Source organism: Microbacterium sp. 4NA327F11 (assembly GCF_005503465.1).
GTDB classification, from domain to species: domain Bacteria; phylum Actinomycetota; class Actinomycetes; order Actinomycetales; family Microbacteriaceae; genus Microbacterium; species Microbacterium ginsengisoli.
On the sequence record NZ_SCOB01000001.1, the window covers coordinates 121,738 to 138,934 of the forward strand.

The 17,197-nt window shown below is 70.3% G+C and carries 16 protein-coding genes; 8 read left to right on the forward strand and 8 right to left on the reverse strand.

Annotated elements, in window-relative coordinates:
* Nucleotides 1-20 precede the first annotated feature (20 nt).
* Nucleotides 21-938 (reverse strand): M15 family metallopeptidase, encoded by a 918-nt coding sequence (locus FFS51_RS00590; RefSeq protein ID WP_249352610.1) that lies wholly within the window; start codon nt 936-938, stop codon nt 21-23.
* Between the two features lie 122 nt (nt 939-1,060).
* Between FFS51_RS00590 and FFS51_RS00595 the strand changes: the two genes are divergently transcribed.
* Nucleotides 1,061-2,137 (forward strand): Rv2578c family radical SAM protein, encoded by a 1,077-nt coding sequence (locus FFS51_RS00595; RefSeq protein WP_137877182.1) that lies wholly within the window; start codon nt 1,061-1,063, stop codon nt 2,135-2,137.
* 52 nt (nt 2,138-2,189) lie between these two features.
* Here the strand turns inward: FFS51_RS00595 and FFS51_RS00600 are convergent, their stop codons facing one another.
* Entirely contained in the window at nt 2,190-4,418 is a 2,229-nt protein-coding gene (locus FFS51_RS00600; RefSeq protein ID WP_137877183.1) for a DEAD/DEAH box helicase, read from the reverse strand.
* 222 nt (nt 4,419-4,640) lie between these two features.
* On the opposite strand from FFS51_RS00600, the gene FFS51_RS00605 reads away from it, so the two are divergent.
* Together FFS51_RS00605 and FFS51_RS00610 are read left to right on the forward strand one after the other, a co-directional pair.
* Nucleotides 4,641-5,549, forward strand: coding sequence for an aldose 1-epimerase family protein (locus tag FFS51_RS00605; RefSeq protein WP_137877184.1), 909 nt, complete (start codon nt 4,641-4,643; stop codon nt 5,547-5,549).
* Nucleotides 5,550-5,629: 80 nt separating this feature from the next.
* Nucleotides 5,630-6,553, forward strand: a complete 924-nt coding sequence (locus FFS51_RS00610; RefSeq protein ID WP_137877185.1) for an NADP-dependent oxidoreductase — start codon at nt 5,630-5,632, stop codon at nt 6,551-6,553.
* Nucleotides 6,554-6,633: 80 nt separating this feature from the next.
* Here FFS51_RS00610 and FFS51_RS00615 read toward each other — a convergent pair whose 3' ends face one another.
* Nucleotides 6,634-6,972: a YciI family protein gene (locus FFS51_RS00615; protein ID WP_137877186.1), complete on the reverse strand. Its 339-nt coding sequence runs from the start codon at nt 6,970-6,972 to the stop codon at nt 6,634-6,636.
* 44 nt (nt 6,973-7,016) lie between these two features.
* Nucleotides 7,017-10,136, reverse strand: a complete 3,120-nt coding sequence (locus FFS51_RS00620) for an efflux RND transporter permease subunit (RefSeq protein ID WP_137877187.1) — start codon at nt 10,134-10,136, stop codon at nt 7,017-7,019.
* A 266-nt stretch (nt 10,137-10,402) separates the two neighbouring features.
* Here FFS51_RS00620 and FFS51_RS14600 point away from each other — a divergent pair, with 266 nt between their 5' ends.
* Nucleotides 10,403-10,564 carry a hypothetical protein gene (locus FFS51_RS14600; RefSeq protein WP_048809092.1) on the forward strand — a complete coding sequence of 54 codons (162 nt, stop codon included), beginning with the start codon at nt 10,403-10,405 and terminating at the stop codon, nt 10,562-10,564.
* Nucleotides 10,565-10,675: 111 nt separating this feature from the next.
* On the opposite strand, the gene FFS51_RS00625 is transcribed toward FFS51_RS14600, so the two are convergent.
* Nucleotides 10,676-11,431, reverse strand: coding sequence for a MerR family transcriptional regulator (locus FFS51_RS00625; RefSeq protein ID WP_137877188.1), 756 nt, complete (start codon nt 11,429-11,431; stop codon nt 10,676-10,678).
* Between the two features lie 191 nt (nt 11,432-11,622).
* Here FFS51_RS00625 and FFS51_RS00630 point away from each other — a divergent pair, with 191 nt between their 5' ends.
* From FFS51_RS00630 to FFS51_RS00640, 3 genes are all read left to right on the forward strand, one after another.
* Entirely contained in the window at nt 11,623-12,468 is an 846-nt protein-coding gene (locus FFS51_RS00630; RefSeq protein WP_045247546.1) for a DUF4097 family beta strand repeat-containing protein, read from the forward strand.
* Nucleotides 12,465-13,079 (forward strand): PadR family transcriptional regulator, encoded by a 615-nt coding sequence (locus FFS51_RS00635; RefSeq protein WP_045247547.1) that lies wholly within the window; start codon nt 12,465-12,467, stop codon nt 13,077-13,079. The genes FFS51_RS00630 and FFS51_RS00635 overlap by 4 nt, the downstream gene beginning before the upstream one ends.
* A gap of 197 nt (nt 13,080-13,276) precedes the next feature.
* On the forward strand, nt 13,277-13,483 hold the full coding sequence (locus FFS51_RS00640; RefSeq protein ID WP_045247548.1) for a DUF3073 domain-containing protein: 207 nt from the start codon (nt 13,277-13,279) through the stop codon (nt 13,481-13,483).
* Nucleotides 13,484-13,552: 69 nt separating this feature from the next.
* On the opposite strand, the gene purF is transcribed toward FFS51_RS00640, so the two are convergent.
* Both purF and purM read right to left on the reverse strand, forming a co-directional pair.
* Complete coding sequence (gene purF / locus FFS51_RS00645) at nt 13,553-15,013, reverse strand: amidophosphoribosyltransferase (RefSeq protein ID WP_045247549.1); 1,461 nt, start codon at nt 15,011-15,013, stop codon at nt 13,553-13,555.
* A gap of 7 nt (nt 15,014-15,020) precedes the next feature.
* Nucleotides 15,021-16,160, reverse strand: coding sequence for a phosphoribosylformylglycinamidine cyclo-ligase (gene purM / locus FFS51_RS00650; RefSeq protein WP_045247550.1), 1,140 nt, complete (start codon nt 16,158-16,160; stop codon nt 15,021-15,023).
* Nucleotides 16,161-16,208: 48 nt separating this feature from the next.
* Between purM and FFS51_RS00655 the strand changes: the two genes are divergently transcribed.
* Nucleotides 16,209-16,817: a zinc-binding alcohol dehydrogenase gene (locus FFS51_RS00655; protein ID WP_137877189.1), complete on the forward strand. Its 609-nt coding sequence runs from the start codon at nt 16,209-16,211 to the stop codon at nt 16,815-16,817.
* Nucleotides 16,818-16,826: 9 nt separating this feature from the next.
* Here FFS51_RS00655 and FFS51_RS00660 read toward each other — a convergent pair whose 3' ends face one another.
* On the reverse strand, nt 16,827-17,153 hold the full coding sequence (locus tag FFS51_RS00660; protein ID WP_048809093.1) for a hypothetical protein: 327 nt from the start codon (nt 17,151-17,153) through the stop codon (nt 16,827-16,829).
* Between the last annotated feature and the right edge of the window lie 44 nt (nt 17,154-17,197).

A 17,197-nucleotide genomic window follows, 5' to 3' on the forward strand; every position in this document is an offset into this window, starting at 1 on the left:
GCCTCGGGTGGCCGGACCGGTCACCCGAGGTAGTTCGGCGCGGCGGGCAGTCCGAAGAACGCCTCGAGCGTGTGGAACCCGCCGTCATGGTACGCCGCCGCGAGCTGCGGCCCGATGTAGCGCAGGTGCCAGGGCTCGGAGTCGTACCCCGACACCGCCGTCTGCCCCGGCTCGTAGCGCACGATGAATCCGTAGCGCCAGCCGTTCTCGGCCACCCATTTCCCGGCCGCTGACGTGCCGAAGCCGTCCATCGTGCCGCATCCGGCAGAGGTGCACGAGACGACGTCCGTCGCGAACCCGGTCTGGTGCTCGCTGTATCCGGGATGAGCGCTCGTCGCATCGGCAGCCGCCTTGCCGCCGTTCGCGACATTCGACGCGTACGTGCTCACCTGCGTCTGGTACGACCGGTAGCCGCTCACCACCCCGAGGCTGCCCACGCCCGCAGCGGCCGCGGCATCCGACATCGTGGTGAGGGCGGCAGCGGCGGGCGGCTGCAGTTGACCTGCCCCGTTCACGAGGCGCACACCGACCTTGGCGAGCGCGGCCGGCGCGAAGGACAGCGGCTCGAGCGGGCGCGCCTTGTCGACGACGACCCAGACGTGGTTCGCGTCGGCGAGGGTGATGCAGGGGGCGTCTCCGGAGACCACGGCGTCGCGGAACGCGGCACCACCGCCCACGGCCGTGATGACGGCCTCGTCGTCACGCGCGGCGAGCGCCGCGGTGACCGCCGGGTCGTCGCAGGGCTGCGGCGCCGGGTTGGGCGTCGACGTGAGTGCCGGGACGGGGAGAGCGGCAGCGACGGCGGGCGCAGCGGCCACGTGTCGCGGCGCCACGAGACGCGGCAGCACCGCGAACGCGCACGCCGACGCCACCACGATCGCGACCAGGCCGATCGTGACGGTCCATCGGAGCGCGGAGATCCGCGGGGCGTCGGCCATCAGTCCATTGTGTGCCGCGATGCGTGCGGCCGCGACCCATCGCATTCACTTCCCCTCATCTATTTACGATAGTGAGCCCCACCAGACTTGACTTAACATCGATGCTTTGTTCGACTGTGCGCATGAGGTGGAACGGTCAGCGCGTCGGAGAGACGGATGCCGCGGCCCTCGCGGGCCTCGACCGCGATGGCGGCATCGTGCGCAGCGTCACGACTCCCGAGTTCGCAGGCATCACCTTCCACGAGGTGCTGGCCAAGTCGGCGCTGAACCACGTGCCGGGGGCATCCGCGATGCCGTTCGACTGGACGGTGAACCCCTACCGCGGGTGCAGTCACGCCTGCGTCTACTGCTTCGCGCGCGGCACGCACACGTATCTCGACCTCGACGGCGGTCGCGACTTCGACACCCAGATCGTCGTGAAGATCAACGTCGCGGAGGTGCTCGCCGCCGAGGTGCGCCGCGGCAGCTGGGGCCGGGAGCACGTCGCCCTCGGCACCAACACCGATCCGTATCAGCGGGCGGAGGGGCGCTATCGGCTCATGCCGGGCATCATCGACGCGCTCGCCTCCTCGGGCACACCGCTGTCGATCCTCACCAAGGGCACGCTGCTGCGCCGCGACCTCCCGCTGCTCGCCGCCGCGCACGACGAGGTGGACGTATCACTCGCGTTCTCGATCGCCGTGTTCGACGACGCCCTGCAGAGCGCTCTCGAACCCGGCACCCCGACGGCCGCCGCGCGCCTGGCGACGGTGCGCGCCGCCGCCGACGCGGGCTTCCGCCCGACGGTGTTCCTGATGCCCGTGCTCCCCCACCTCACCGACTCGATCGCCCAGCTCGACGATGCGCTGCGGCGTATCCGTGAGGCGGGAGCGGCGCGCGTCGTCTACGGCGCTCTGCACCTGCGCCCGGGCGTGAAGCCGTGGTTCTTCTCGTGGCTCGCGCGGGAGAGGCCCGACCTCGTCGGGTCGTACCGCGGGCTGTTCCCCGGGGTGTCGGCGACGACCCCGGCCGCCTACCGGCAATGGCTCGCGCGACGGATGCGTCCGCTGCTGCGCGCCCATCGACTTGACGGGCGGGATGAGACCGAACTGCCCACGCGCACCCGTCGGGGCGCGGCATCCGCCCCGCCCGCGGTGCGCACGACGGGCGCCTCCGCGGTGCCCACCCCACAGATGACCGCGGCCGCCCGTCTGTTCTGACGGACGGCCGCGAAGGCGTCGACGGGGCTCGGCTCGGGCCCGCGTCATCGGATCAGGCGTCGACCTCGGCGAGCTGGCGACCGGCGAGCTCCTCGATGAGGTCGTCGCCCGGGCGGGCATCCTCGAAGGGCGCGTTGATCTCGGCGCGCTCGAGCATCTCCGTCATGCGACGACGACGCTGACGGGTGATGAGGGTCACGACCGTGCCGCTGCGACCCGCGCGTCCGGTGCGGCCCGAGCGGTGCAGGTAGGTCTTGTACTCGTCGGGAGCGTCGGCCTGCACCACGAGGTCGATGTCGTCGACGTGGATGCCGCGGGCCGCGACATCCGTCGCCACCAGCACACGCACCTTGCCGTCGGTCAGACGCTGCAGGTTGCGGGTGCGCTTGGCCTGGTTGAGGTCGCCGTGCAGCGCGACGGCCGGGATGCCGGCGTCGTCGAAGCTCTCGGCGAGCATCTCGGCGTAGGCGCGGGTGCGGGCGAAGACGAGCGTCTTGCCCTCACGGTCGACGAGCGAGGTGACGACCTCGGCCTTGTCGCGGTGGTCGATCACGAGCACGCGGTGGTCGATCGTGCCCGACTCCTGCGTCTCACCGGCGACCTCGTAGACCTCGGGCTCGACGAGGAACTCGTCGACGAGCGCCGCGACCTCACGGTCGAGGGTCGCCGAGAAGAGCAGCTTCTGACTGCCCTCGGCGGTGCGACGCAGGATGCGCTGCACCGGCTCGACGAATCCGAGCTCGCACATGTGGTCGGCCTCGTCGAGCACCGCGATGCTCACCTCCGAGAGGTCGAGACGACCCTGCTCGATGAGGTCCTCGATGCGGCCCGGGGTGCCGATGATGATGTCGACGCCCTTCTTCAGCGCGCCGACCTGACGGGCCTGCGGGACGCCGCCGTAGATCTGCGTGGTGAACAGGCCGACGCTGCGGGCGATCGGCTGCACGGTGCGGTCGATCTGCAGCGCTAGCTCGCGCGTCGGCGCGAGGATGATCGCCTTGGGGGCGCGACCGTACTCGCGCTTGCTGCCGGCCTGCGCGCGCAGGATCGACTCGACGAGCGGCGCGCCGAACGCGATCGTCTTGCCGGAGCCGGTGCGACCGCGGGCCAGCACGTCACGGCCGGCGAGGATCGGGCCGATCGTCGCCGCCTGGATCGCGAACGGGGCGGCGGCGCCGAGCTCGGCGAGGGCCTTCACGATGTTCTGACCGAGACCGAGCTCGGCAAAACCCTGACCCTCGACGGTCTCGGCCTCGACGGCCTGCGCCTCGAGACGCTCGTGCACGACGTCGACGTGCTCCTCGAAGCGGGCAGGCTTCGCGTTCCAGTCGGCGCGGTTCGGGGCGTCGTCACGACGGGGACGGGCATCGCGGCGGTCACCCGTGCGCGGGGCGCGGTCGTCGCGGCGGTCGCGGTCACCGAAGGAGGGACGGTCGCCGCGGTCGCGGTACGACGGACGGTCGTCACGGTCACGAGCCGGACGACGCTCCGCCCGGTCACCGTACGACGGACGCTCGGAACGCTCGCCGTACGGACGACGCTCGGCGCGGTCGCCGAAGGAGGGCCGGTCACCGCGGTCGCCATAAGCGGGACGCTCGTCACGGTCACGCGCCGGACGACGCTCGGCACGGTCACCGTACGACGGACGCTGGTCGCGGTCGCCGTATGCGGGACGCTCGGACCGCTGACCGTACGCGGGACGCTCGCCGCGGTCGCGATACGACGGACGGTCGTCACGGTCACGCGCCGGACGACGCTCCGCGCGGTCACCGTACGACGGACGCTCGGAACGCTCGCCGTACGGACGACGCTCGGCGCGGTCGCCGAAGGAGGGACGGTCGCCGCGGTCGCCGTACGCGGGGCGGTCGCCGCGATCGCGGTACGACGGACGCTCTCCGCCGCGGGCGGGACGATCGGTGCGGTCGCCGTACGACGGACGCTGGTCGCGGTCGCCGTAAGGGCGACGCTCGCCGCGGTCCTCGAAGGAACGACGGTCGTCGCGGTACGAGCCGCGACCGCCGTCGGCGGTGTGCTGACGGATGCCGCGAGCCTCGTCGCGGCCGGCCTTCTCCTGGGCGCTCCAGCGACGCTTGGGCGCCTCGGCGGCCTGCTCCTCGGCACGGTAGCCGCGGTGGTTGGGGCTCTTCGAACCAGGACGGGCCGTGGTGCTCGAGCTCTCGCCGGGGCGGCGCTTGCGGTCCTGGAACCCGGTCTTCGACCCGTAGCGCGGGTCGAAGTTCTTCGCCGGACGACCGCCGGCGGGCTTCTTGTTCTTGGGCATGGTGAGTTCTTCTTCCTCGTGTCTGAACGCACGAGAACAGCGCTCGGTTCATGCCGAGCATCCCGGGCGCACGTGGGCCGGGGGCCGTTCAAGTGATGGTGGTCATGAGCGCCGAATAGCGCACACCATCGGCCCCGAGGACTCACACAAGAAAGAAAACCGCGTCACGCGGTGTCCGAAGCCGACCCTCTATCGTAGCGCACGTCGCATTACGCTGAAGACATGAGTGCTGCGCCGGCCACGGGCATCCCGTTTCACATCGGTCGGGGCGCGGTCTCGGCGTCCATCGCCCCCGTCGGCGCGGCGCTGCGCGCGGTGACGGTCGACGGCGTCGATCTCGTGCCCGGCTACCCCGATGAGCTGCCCACACCCGCTGCGTGCGGGGTCGTGCTGGTGCCGTGGCCGAACCGTGTGCGTGCCGGAGCCTGGAGCCAGCGCGACCGCAGCTACCAGCTCGCGCTCTCCGAGCCTCAGCTGGGCAACGCCTCGCACGGGCTGCTGCGCTTCGCCACGTATGCAGCCGACGAGGTCGCCCCGGACAGCGTCACCCTGCGGGCACCGGTCGTGCCCCAGACCGGCTATCCGTTCCACCTCGACACGCGCGTCACGTATCGCGTCGCGGAGCGCGGGATCGAGGTACGTCATGAGATCACCAATGTCGGCGGAGAGGACGCGCCCGTCGCCGTCGGAACGCATCCGTACCTGCAGATCTCGGATGTCGCGACCTCCGACCTGACCGTCGAGATCGACGCCGCGACCCGCTATCTGCTCGACGACCGCAAGCTGCCCGTCGGTACCGCCCCGGTCGATGCCGCCCACGACCTGCGCACACCGCGTCGGGTCGGCGACCTCGACATCGACACCGCGTACGCCGACCCGGTGCGCGACGACGAGGGGCGCATCCACGGGCTGCTGCGCGCCCCGGACGGACGCACCGTCGACCTCTGGGCGGGCGAGGGCTTCACCCACCTGCAGGCCTTCACCACCGACCGTTTCCCCGGCACCCCCGTCGCGATCGCGATCGAGCCGATGACGGCACCCGCCGACGCCCTCAACTCGGGCGATGGGCTGCGCTGGCTGGCGCCCGGTGAGAGCTGGCGATTGGTCTGGGGCATCGATCTCGTCGTGTGACCACGGATGACGACACCCCGCGCGTCGGGGGAATGGCGATGGATGCCGCGCGGTTGCGGCCTCCTCGGAAAGGAACTCCCATGAAGTCAGTGCAGATCGTGAGCTGGGGCGCCACCGACGACCTCGAAGTGCGGGACATCCCCACGCCCGAGGCGGGCGCCGGACAGGTGCGGGTGAAGGTGCAGGCGACGGGACTCAACCCCGTCGATTGGAAGATCATCGAGGTGATGCAGGACAAGCCGGGCGGCTATGGCGCCCACATCGTGCTGCCGTCGGGCAACGGCAACGACTACGCCGGTGTCGTCGACCAGGTCGGCGAGGGTGTCACCGGGGTCTCCGTCGGTGATGCGGTCTTCGGCGGCAGCCGCTACTTCGCGCAGGCCGAGTACGTCGTCGTCGACGCCGGCAGCGTCATCCCGATCCCCGACGGGCTCACCGTCGCGCAGGCCGGCGGACTCGACATCGTCGGCCGCACGGCTGTGGCGAGCGTCCGTCAGGTCGCACCGCAGGCGGGCGAGACCGTGCTCGTCTCGGCGGCCGCGGGCGGCGTCGGCGTCATCGCCGCGCAGCTGGTCCGCCTCGCGGGAGCCCGCGTGATCGGCACGGCGAGCCCTGCCAACCACGGCTACCTCACCGAACTCGGCATCGAGCCGGTCGCCTACGGAGACGGACTCGTCGAGCGTCTGCGCGAGCTCGCGCCCGAGGGCATCGACGCGGTGCTCGACAACCAGGGTCGCGCGACCCTCGAGGCCGCGGTCGAGCTCGGCGTGCCGACCGGGCGCATCAACACGATCGCGGAGCACTCCTTCGCGGCGCAGCACGGCATCTCCTCCGTCGGCGGCGCGAAAGCCGACAACAAGGACCTGGCCGAGCTCGCCGGCCGCATCGCTGCGGGCGAGATCCTCTTCCCGATCGATTCGGTGTACCCGCTCGATCAGGTGACAGCGGCCTACGCGCACCTGAAGGCGGGCCACCTGCGCGGCAAGGTCGTGCTCGAACCGTGAGCACGGAGTCGGGTCGGCGCGCAGAGCCGCGTCGTCCCGACTGCTGCGGCCGGCCCGCTGCTGCGCTCGGCGCGTCGCGCTCAGTCCGCGGGCGGGCCGAGCAGCGGCCGCAGCTCGAGGCGGCGGTTGCACGCGCGTGAACCCTCGATCATCAGGGTGCGCGCGGCATCCTCATCGTCCGCCTCGATGATCCAGAACCCCGACGTCCACTCGGGCGCCTCAACGAGAGGTCCGTCGACGAGAACCGGATCGGCGCCGCGACCGTCGATGAGAACGGATGTCGCAGGATGCGCGAGGCCCGCCCCGAACACCCAGTGGCCGCCGTCGACGAGCGTCTGGTTGAAGACGTCGATCGCGGCCATCTCCTCAGGCGTCGCCGACGAGCTGCGACTGTCGACCACGTTCACCAGGAACTGCATGGGGTGATCATCCTCCCGGAGCCGGCGCCGCGCCACTCGTCCGGTCAGTGCGCGGGGCTCGCCTCCGCCACGGCCGAGGTCTTCGCCGCCCGACGCGCCTGACGACGCTCCTTGGCACCCTCGACGAGGTTGTAGAGCGTCGGCAGCACGAGCAGGGTGAGAAGCGTCGACGACACGAGCCCGCCGATCACGATGATCGCGAGCGGCTGCGAGATGAACCCGCCGTGCCCGGTGATGCCGAGCGCCATCGGGGTCAGCGCGAAGATCGTCGCGAGCGCCGTCATGAGGATCGGGCGCAGACGCCGCGAGCCGCCGGCGATGACGGCGTCGTGGGCCGAGAGACCCTTCTCGCGGTACTGGTTGACGAGGTCGACGAGCACGATCGCGTTCGTCACGACGATGCCGATGAGCATCAACACGCCGATGAGAGACGCGACACCGAGCGGCACGCCCGTGACGACCTGCAGGATGATGGCACCGGTCGCGGCGAACGGCACCGACACCAGCAGCAGCAGCGGCTGACGCAGCGACTTGAAGGTCGCGACCATGACGATGTAGACGATGAGGATGGCCGCGAGCAGTGCGAGCCCGAGCTGCGAGAACGCCGACGACTGATCGGAGGCGACACCGCCGATCGTGGCGGTCGCGCCACTGGGCAGCACGGTGTCCTTGAGCGCGGTGTTGACGCTCGCGGTCGCTGTCGCCAGGTTGTCGGTCGACGGCGTGATGGTGATCGCCGCGGTGCGCTGGCCACGGTCGGTCGTGATCGAGACCGGGCCCTGACTCTGCGCGACAGTGGCGAGCGAGTCGAGGCGCACCTCGCCGGCCGCCGTCGGGATCTGCAGCGCCTTGAGCGCATCGACAGTCGTGGGCACGTCGCTCGCCTGCAGGTAGACACTCACGCCGGTTCCGTTCAGCTCGACGGTGCCGACCTGCTGCGGACGCATGGTGTTCGAGACGATGCTCCCGACCGCGACCTCGGAGAGCCCGGCCGCGGCGGCCTTCGCACGGTCGACCGTGACGGCGATGAAGGGCAGCGAGGCGGACAGGTTGCTGGAGATCTGACCGATGCCCGCCTTCCCCTGCACGGCCTTCACGAGCGCGTCGCTCGACTGCTGCAGCGAGGACTCATCCGGTGCGGTGATGTCGATCTCGATGTTGCTCGACGTGAACCCGCCGCCCGACGCCTGCACCTGCACGGTGCCGACGTTCGGAAGCGCCGACAGCGTCGACTCCACGCGGGTGCGCAGATCGACCTGATCGACCGAGGCGTCGGTGGTGATCGAGTAGGTCACGCCTGACCCGCCGCCCGAGAAGGCGTCGCGCAACGACGACCCGCTCGAGCCGATCGAGGTCTGCACCGTCTGGACGCCGCTGACGCCCTTCAGCGCCTGCTCGACCTGTTTCGCTGCGGCGTCCTCGGAGTCGAGGCTGGCCGCGTTGCCGAGCGACTGCGTCACCGTGAGCGTGTTCTGACCGGAGTCGCCCAAGAAGTTGATCTTCATGAGCGGCGCCAGCCCGCCGGTGCCGACCAGCACGAGCACGGCGATGAGCAGCGTCACCCAGGAATGCCTCAGCGTCCAGCCGATGATCGGCAGGTACGCCTTCTGCAGGCGGGTGGGCGGGGCATCCACGTGCTCGGGGTCGATCGGGGCGCCCGCGGCATCCGTCACGGGCTTGCCCGGCCGCAGGAACCAGTACGCCAGCACCGGCACGATGGTCAGCGCCACGAAGAGCGAGGCGACCATCGCCAGGGTGACCGTGAGCGCGAAGGGGCGGAACAGCTCGCCGGTGATGTCGCCGACGAAGGCGATCGGCAGGAAGACGGCCACGGTGGTGAGCGTCGAGGCGCTCACCGCGGTCGCGACCTCGCGCACCGCCTTGATGATCGAGGGGAGCTTCTCGGCATCGCCGACGTAGTGACGTTTGATGTTCTCGATGACGACGATGGAGTCGTCGACGACGCGGCCGATCGCGATCGTCAGCGCACCGAGGGTCAGGATGTTGAGCGAGTACCCGAACGCCTGGATGCCGATGAAGGTGATGAGCACGCTCGTCGGGATCGAGATGGCCGTGACGAGCGTCGAGCGCACCGACAGCAGGAACAGCAGGATCACCACGACCGCGAACACGAGTCCGAGCAGTCCCTCTTCGGCGAGCGACTGGATCGACTGCTCGATGAACGGCGCCTGATCGAAGACGACGGTGAACGAGCCGCCGCCGAGCTGGGTGGTGAGATCCGGCAGCGCGTCGCGCACCTCGCGGGAGACGTCGACGGTGTTCGCGGACGGGAGCTTCGTGATCGCGATCGTGAGGGACGGCTCACCGTTCACTCGGGAAATCGAGGTGATCGGCGCCTGGCCGAGCGTGACGGTGGCGACGTCGCCGATGGTGACAGCGCCCTTCAGCAACTGCGGCGCGGTCGTGGGCACGAGCGGGAGTGCGGTGATCTGATCGACCGACGTCAGTTTGGTGCCGGTCTGCACCGTGAGGGTCTGGTCGCCCTCGGTGATCGTTCCGCCGGGGAAGAGGATGCCGTTCTGCGACAGGGCGTCCTTGACGGCGGTCTGCGTGTAGCCGTGTGCGGCGAGCTTTGCCGGATCGGGGACGATCGTGACCTGCTGGGCCCGCCCGCCGACGATCTGGGCGGCGTTCACACCCGCAAGCTGCTGCAGCTTGGGCGCGATGACCGACTCGAGGCGCGCCTGGGCTGCCGCCTCGTCGGAGTATCCCGACACCGCGACCTGGATGACGGGGAAGTCGGACACGCTCGCGGTCACCACACTCGGGTCGACGCCGCTGGGCAGCGTGCTCTTGATGCGATCGATCGCGAGCGAGACCTTCTGCTCGGCGGTGGTCAGGTCGGTGCCGTACGTGAACGATGCCTGCACGATCGACGAGTTCGCGGTGCTGGTCGCACTCGAGGACTCGAGACCGGGCACCCCCTGGATCGCCGTCTCGATCGGGGTCGAGACATCGTTCGAGACGACCTCGGGCGACGCCCCGGGGTAGCTCGAGACGATCGCGAGCTGCGGGAACTCGACGGAGGGGATGAGCTCCTGCTTGAGGCTCGTGAGCGCGATGCCACCGAAGATCGCCACGACGATGGTGACGAGGGCGATCAGAGCGCGGTTCTTGAGGCTGAGGACGGCGAGGTGCGACACGGTCGGCCTTCGTGATCGTTGACGGATGCCGGAGTCCGGCCGATACACGTCTGTATCGGGGTCAGTATCGCACGCCGATCCTTCTGTATGACTGAGGGATGCTGCCGGTCGCGGCCGCGGCATCCGTCACCGCCGACGGCCGCGCTAGCACCGGGGCGCGGGCGTCGTCAAGCCTGGGCCGGCGGGCGGGGCGTGATGCCACTCTGGGCGTGCGCCGTCGTGCGCCTCTGCGAGGAGACCCCTCGCGCCGACCCACAGGAGGATCCATGAACATCGCCCTGGTTCTCATCATCGTCATCGCCATCGTGGTGGCGATCGTCAGCGGACTGAACGCCGCCCTCAGCTGGTTGCTGTGGGTCGCGCTGATCGTGGGCGTCATCGCGCTCATCGCATTCCTGCTGAGGGTCATCGGCGGCCGCAAGGCCTGACGCTTCCCCCGGACGTCGCGCGTTTCGGGTGCGCGCGCCGTCGACTCTCCGTCCCCCCAAGGAGAGCGGATGCCGCGGCTTTCTGCCGCGGCATCCTTTTGTGTCCGGGCATCACGTGTCGGCGCGATCGGCCCACATGCGAAGCGCGTCGCGCACGAACGTCGCGCCGTCGACGCCGCCGTAGTTCGCGGCGAAACGCGGATCGGCGACGTACATGTCCCCGAGGCCGCGCACGTAGGCGCGCACGTCGCCGCCGTCGCCCGCGGGCGTGCCGGGAATCGCGCACAGCCAGGCGACGTGACGGTCGGCGAGGCGTTGCGCGTCGTCGCCGGACGGATCCTCCCCGGCGATCGCCGCGGCGCGCCAGTCGGACTGCAGCGCGCGGGAGCGCTCCTGCCACGCGGCGCGATCGTCGGCGCTCATGCCGCGCCACCACGCGTCGCTGCGGGCGTAGGCATCCGCGCCCCAGCGCCGCTCGACCTCCTCGCGGTGCTCCTCGTGGGCGAACCCGTCGAACATGTTCTCGGCCATGAGCCGTTCTCCTCTCCGGAGTGCGTGGATGGTGTGGGTGACGGATGCCGCCTGTCGCCGCAGCCGCTCCTGCCGGCGTTCGATGGCGTCGAGGTGGACCTCGAGCGCCGTGGCCGTGTCGGCGTCGCGGTCGAGCGCGGCAGCGATGTCGGAGAGCGGCAGCCCGAGCTCCCGCAGCAGCAGGATGCGCTGCAGGCGCACGAGCGCGGCGTCGTCGTACAGGCGGTAGCCGGCGGCGGTTGTCGAGGACGCCGGCAGGAGTCCGATCGCGTCGTAGTGCCGCAGGGTGCGGCTCGTGACGCCGGCGATGCGGGTGACATCCGTGATGCTGCGCATGCGGTCTCCGTTCGTCGGGGTGCGGCGCCGGCGAGGATGTCCGTCGGCGTCGGGTTCGAGCGTAGGGATTGACGCTGCGTCAAGGTCAAGCCCGCGGCATCCGATTCTCGATCAGCGCTTACGCAAACGCGATATATCGTGTTATCGTCACAGCACGCGATATATCGCGTTTATCGAACCAGGAGAACGACATGACCCCTGAGAAGTGGCTCATCCACCCGGGCGAGACCCGGGTCATCGACATCGCATCCGCGACCGCCCTCAAGGTGGGGCTCGTGGGCGGCGAGGTCGACATCGTCGCCCACGACGAGCCGACCGTGCGCATCGAGGTGCACGGCGTCACCGTCAAAGACCTCCGGGTCGAGGTCGACGGCGACCGCGTCGAGATCGACCACCCCCAGCTGCGGTGGGACAACTTCCTCGAGGTGTTCCGCAACTTCGGCTCGGGCGGCCCCAAGGCCGAGATCAGCGTGGCCGTCCCCCGCGACATCGCGCTCACCCTCGGCGTCGTCAACGCGAGCGCTCTCGTCGCCGGCCTCCAGCGCGACGCGCGTCTCAACACCGTCTCGGGCGACATCATCGTCGACGGCCACACCGGATCGCTCACCCTCAACGCGGTGTCGGGCGACGTCCAGGTGCGCGGGCTCGAAGGTCGACTCGGCGCCAACAGCGTGTCGGGCGACGTCGCCGCGACGGGCGTCATCACCAAGGCCGACGTCGACACCGTGTCGGGCGCGCTGCTGTTCGACTCGACCGGCCCGGTGCATCAGATCGGCTTCAACACGGTGTCGGGCGACGCGACCGTGCGTCTGGACCCCGACCTCGCCGTCAACTACGTGCTGCGCAGTGTCAGCGGGAAGGTGCAGCTCGACGGCATCGTGCATCGCGGCAACGGCCCGGGCGTGAACTTCACCGGATCGATCGGCGAGCTCAGCGGCTCGTTCGCCGACGTGCGCGTCAACTCGGTCTCGGGCGACGTCACGCTGCTGCGCCACACCCCCGACGCGGCGCTCTCCCCTGAGGACGGTGCCCGATGACTCCCGCGGTCTTCTCCCACGGCGACCTGCGCCTCTACCTGCTGAACCTGCTCGACGAGTCCCCCCGACACGGCTACGACCTCATGCAGGCCCTCGCCGACCGCACCGGCGGTACCTACACGCCAAGCGCCGGAACCATCTATCCGCGGCTGTCGAAGCTGGAGGAGGAGGGGCTCGTCACCAAGACCGTCGACGGACGCAAGACCGTCTACGAGATCACCGACGCCGGACGCGCCGAAGTGGCATCCCGCCGGGGCGACCTCGACGGCATCGAGGCGCACCTGTCGGACTCGGTGCGCCTCATCGCCGAAGAGGTGCGCGGCAGCGTGCGCGACGCGATGAAGAGCCTGCGCGCCGACCTCGCGGCGGCCAAGGCCGACCAGCGCAGCCACACCCCGCGATCGTTCGTGACCGAGCCCGACGACCGCGCCGACAGCCGCGAGCAGGTGCGCCGGCTCGACGTCGTGGTGAACGAGTTCCGCGCCCAGGTGCGCGCCGACGCCCGCACCCACGTCGCGCGCGGCGGGGAGCTCGCCGCGACCGTGGTCGACGAGGTGGAGCGCGCACTCGACGAGGCCGCGCGGGAGCTGACCCGGGCCCTGCGGCGCTGAGTGCCGCTGCGGTTCTCGGATGCCGCACCCCGGCGTCCGGCACCATGACGACACCGTGCGCATCGCCCCGCACACTGCACGGAGGCGGGGCGATGCGCCGTGTTATTCTGAGTGCTATTCTTCCCGGCTCCTCAGCCGGACTCGTGGATACGTCGGGCCCCTCGAAGCCCGCTTCTCAGATCGTGAGGGGGTCTCGCATGGGGCGTGGCCGTCAAAAGGCGAAGCACACCAAGATCGCCCGTGAGCTCAAGTCGTACAGCCCGAGCGTGAACTACGCCGCGCTGGAGCGTGAGCTCGGGCATCCCAGCGACGAGGGCGACCAGTACGTCGACAAGTGGGCCGACGAGTACGACGACGAGGACGAGCTCGAAGAGGAAGACGCCTTCGACAACGAGAAGGCCTGAGCCCGACCCGCTCTCACCCGCCACGCGGCGCCGACGCGGGCACGCGGCATCCGCTCGCGACGACCGCCCTCAGGACGTCTGCGTGCCCTCGACCCAGGCCAGGTATTCCTCACTGACCGTGCCCGTGACGTAGCGGCCGTCGAAGCAGCTCATGTCGAGATCCTCGACGTCGGAGCCCTCGAGGATCGCCGCCTTCAGGTCGTCGATCTCCTGGTAGACCATGTAGTCGGCGCCGAGCTCCTTGGCGATCTCGGGGATCGTGCGGCCGTGGGCGACGAGCTCGTGACGGGAGGGCATGTTGATGCCGTAGACGTGCGGGTAGCGCACCGGCGGCGCGGCCGACGCGAACGTCACGCTCTTCGCGCCCGCGTCGCGCGCCATCTGGATGATCTCCTTGCTCGTCGTGCCGCGCACGATCGAGTCGTCGACCAGCAGCACGTTCTTGCCCTTGAACTCGCTCGACATCGCATTGAGCTTCTGGCGCACGCTCTTCTTGCGCACCGCCTGGCCGGGCATGATGAACGTGCGGCCGATGTAGCGGTTCTTGTAGAAGCCCTCGCGGTACTCGATGCCGAGCTTGCGGGCCACCTGCATCGCCGCGGGACGCGACGAGTCGGGGATCGGCATGACCACGTCGATCGTGCCGGCCGGCGTGTACTTCGCAATCGTGTCGGCCAGACGGTCACCCATGCGCAGGCGCGTCTCGTAGACCGAGATGCCGTTCATGATCGAGTCGGGGCGCGCGAGATAGACGTACTCGAACGAGCACGGGTAGAGCGTCGGCTGCTCGGCGCACTGCCGCGTGTGCAGCGTGCCCTCGAGATCGACGAACACGGCCTCTCCCGGCAGCACGTCGCGCACGACCTCGAAGCCGGCGTTCTCGAGCACGAGCGATTCGGATGCCACGATCCACTCGTAGCGGCCGTTGGCCGCCTGGCGGGTGCCGATGATCAGCGGACGGATGCCGAACGGGTCGCGGAACGCGAGGAGACCGTACCCGGCGATGAGCGCGATCGTCGCGTACGAGCCCTCGACGCGGCGGTGCACCCGGCTCACCGCCTCGAAGATCTGGTCGGGGTCGAGCTCGAGGCCCGAGATCACCTGCTGCAGCTCACCCGCGAGAACGTTCACGAGCAGCTCGGTGTCGGAGCTCGTGTTGAGATGCCGGCGATCCTTGTGGAAGAGCTCGTCGGTCAGCTCGCGCGTGTTGGTGAGGTTGCCGTTGTGCACGAGCACGATGCCGTAGGGGGCGTTCACATAGAACGGCTGCGCCTCCTCCTCGCTCGACGCGGTGCCCTTGGTCGCATAGCGCACGTGACCGAGCCCGATCTCGCCCAGCAGCGACCGCATGTCGCGGGTGCGGAACGCCTCGCGCACCTGCCCGCGCGCCTTCACCTGGTGGAAGACGCCGCTGCGCTCGGCGGTGGCGATGCCCGTCGAGTCCTGCCCACGGTGCTGCAGCAGCAGCAGGGCGTCGTAGATCTCCTGATTGACCAGCCCTTGGCCGACCATTCCGACGATGCCGCACATAGAGGTGTTACTTCGCTCCGGGGGTGAGGTGGGTGGCGGGGCCGCCGGCGTAGGCGCCGACGAGACGGACCGAGCCGCCGTCGACGCCCTTGGCGCCGTGCTCGAAGTGGCCGTCGGGCAGGGCGCCGTCGCGCACGACGCCGACCTGCCACGTGGGGATGCCGGCATCGATGAGAGCGGATGCCGCGGCATCCGCCTTGTCGGCCGAGACGATCGCGAGGAAGCCGATGCCGAGGTTCCAGGTGCCCTCGGTCTCGACGAGGTCGAGCTGGCCGAGTTCGGCGAGCACACGGAAGACGGGCGCCGGCGACCAGGTGGAGCGATCGAGCTCGACCCAGGTCGACCGGGGAAGCACCCGGGCGAGGTTGGCGGCGATGCCGCCGCCGGTGACGTGGCTGAGCGCATGGATGCGGTCGCCGAACGCGTCGATGAGGCCGAGCAGCGGCGTCGTGTAGAGACGGGTCGGCTCGAGAAGCGCCTCACCCCACGTCGTGCCGAAGTCGGCGGCGTTGTCGCCGTACTGGATGCCCGCACGCGCGACGATGTGGCGCACGAGCGAGAAGCCGTTCGAGTGGAGTCCGCTCGAGCCGAGCGCGAGCACGACGTCGCCGGACTGCACGCGCTCGTAGCCGAGCACGCGATCGGCCTCGACCACTCCGGTCGCCGCGCCCGCCACGTCGTAGTCGCCGATGCCGAGCAGCCCCGGGTGCTCGGCGGTCTCGCCGCCGACGAGGGCCGTGCCGGTCTCGGCGCAGCCGTGCGCGATGCCGCGCACGATGTCGGCGATGCGCTCGGGGAAGACCTTGCCGCACGCGATGTAGTCGGTCATGAACAGCGGCTTCGCACCGACCACGACGATGTCGTCGACGACCATGCCGACGAGATCCTGGCCGATGGTGTCGTGCTTGTCGATGGCCTGCGCGATCGCGACCTTCGTGCCGACGCCGTCGGTGCTGGAGGCGAGCAGCGGGCGCGTGTAGCCCGTGAGCGCCGAGGCGTCGAACAGCCCCGCGAACCCGCCGACACCGCCGAGCACCTCGGGTCCGTGCGTGCGCTTGACGGCGGACTTCATGAGCTCGACCGCCAGGTCACCCGCCGCCGTATCGACACCGGCCTCGGAATACGGATTGCGCGGGGAATCGACCACGCGCCCAGCCTACCCGCGACGCGCGCACCTCCGCCCTACACTGGCGCCATGAGCGCCGGGGATGCGCAGTGGGTGGTCCGTGAGGATGCCGGACGCCCGGTTCTCCTCGCCCTCTATCTGAGGCAGGTGTTGGGGCTCCGCTCCCCTGACGAGCTGCCGGTGCTGCGCGGCATCCCTCGCGCCGACCCCGCCCGCGACGCCGACCTGCAGCAGACCCTCGAACGGCAGTGGCGCGCGTTCTGGGCCATGACGGTCGAGCCGCAGGCGCATCCGTCGCCCGTTCCCCTCGCGCTGGTCGGCGGATTCGAGACGCTCGTCGCCCTGCCGATCGAGGGAGCCGATGAGCTGCGCCAGCACATCGCCCCGCACGCGCGGCCGGCGCTCGCGTACGCCGAGCGTGCACACGAGTCGTATCGTGCGGATGCCGCCGCCACCCCGCGTGCGTCGGCGCGGGCGTACCGCAGCGCGATCGCCGATCACGAGCGGCAGGTGGGCCGCCCCGCCCACTCGTTCGAACTGAACGTGCAGGTGCTGCCGCTGGCTCAGCGCGGCGTGTGGTGGATCGGCTCACTCACGATCGCGGTGACCGACGGGCTGCGCGACGACGTGGTGGCGTTCGACTCGGCGCTGCACCCGATCATCGCCGACCTGGCGTGACCGGGCGCGTCACTCCTCGATGCGGATGCGGTCGCGCTCGACCTCGACCTCGACGACCCGGCGGCCGACGGTGCGATCGAGCACCACGGCGACCAGCAGCGCCAGCAGCACGCCGACGGCCACGCACACGAGCAGCAGGAAGCCGAAGACCTGCAGCTGCGTGTAGGTGACGCCCGTCACGCTCGTCTCGTCCGCACCGTGGAACGCGAAGGTCAGCACCATCGCGGCCACGAGCCCGACCGCGGCGCCGATCACGAGGAAGACCGTGAACTTCGGCGCGCGCCGCACCGTCGCGCGCTGACGCACGGGGGCCGAGGTGTCGGGGGTGTCGCTCACGCCTCCATTGTCGCACCGCGGTCGCCGCGCGGGTTCCGCGGCGG

Excerpts from the sequence above, each read along its gene's own strand:
- FFS51_RS00590 (WP_249352610.1), bottom strand. The coding sequence starts at position 938 with ATGGCCGACGCCCCGCGGATCTCCGCGCTCCGATGGACCGTCACGATC.
- FFS51_RS00595 (WP_137877182.1), top strand. The coding sequence starts at position 1,061 with ATGAGGTGGAACGGTCAGCGCGTCGGAGAGACGGATGCCGCGGCCCTC.
- FFS51_RS00600 (WP_137877183.1), bottom strand. The coding sequence starts at position 4,418 with ATGCCCAAGAACAAGAAGCCCGCCGGCGGTCGTCCGGCGAAGAACTTC.
- FFS51_RS00605 (WP_137877184.1), top strand. The coding sequence starts at position 4,641 with ATGAGTGCTGCGCCGGCCACGGGCATCCCGTTTCACATCGGTCGGGGC.
- FFS51_RS00610 (WP_137877185.1), top strand. The coding sequence starts at position 5,630 with ATGAAGTCAGTGCAGATCGTGAGCTGGGGCGCCACCGACGACCTCGAA.
- FFS51_RS00615 (WP_137877186.1), bottom strand. The coding sequence starts at position 6,972 with ATGCAGTTCCTGGTGAACGTGGTCGACAGTCGCAGCTCGTCGGCGACG.
- FFS51_RS14600 (WP_048809092.1), top strand. The coding sequence starts at position 10,403 with ATGAACATCGCCCTGGTTCTCATCATCGTCATCGCCATCGTGGTGGCG.
- FFS51_RS00625 (WP_137877188.1), bottom strand. The coding sequence starts at position 11,431 with ATGCGCAGCATCACGGATGTCACCCGCATCGCCGGCGTCACGAGCCGC.
- FFS51_RS00630 (WP_045247546.1), top strand. The coding sequence starts at position 11,623 with ATGACCCCTGAGAAGTGGCTCATCCACCCGGGCGAGACCCGGGTCATC.
- FFS51_RS00635 (WP_045247547.1), top strand. The coding sequence starts at position 12,465 with ATGACTCCCGCGGTCTTCTCCCACGGCGACCTGCGCCTCTACCTGCTG.
- FFS51_RS00640 (WP_045247548.1), top strand. The coding sequence starts at position 13,277 with ATGGGGCGTGGCCGTCAAAAGGCGAAGCACACCAAGATCGCCCGTGAG.
- purF (WP_045247549.1), bottom strand. The coding sequence starts at position 15,013 with ATGTGCGGCATCGTCGGAATGGTCGGCCAAGGGCTGGTCAATCAGGAG.
- FFS51_RS00655 (WP_137877189.1), top strand. The coding sequence starts at position 16,209 with ATGAGCGCCGGGGATGCGCAGTGGGTGGTCCGTGAGGATGCCGGACGC.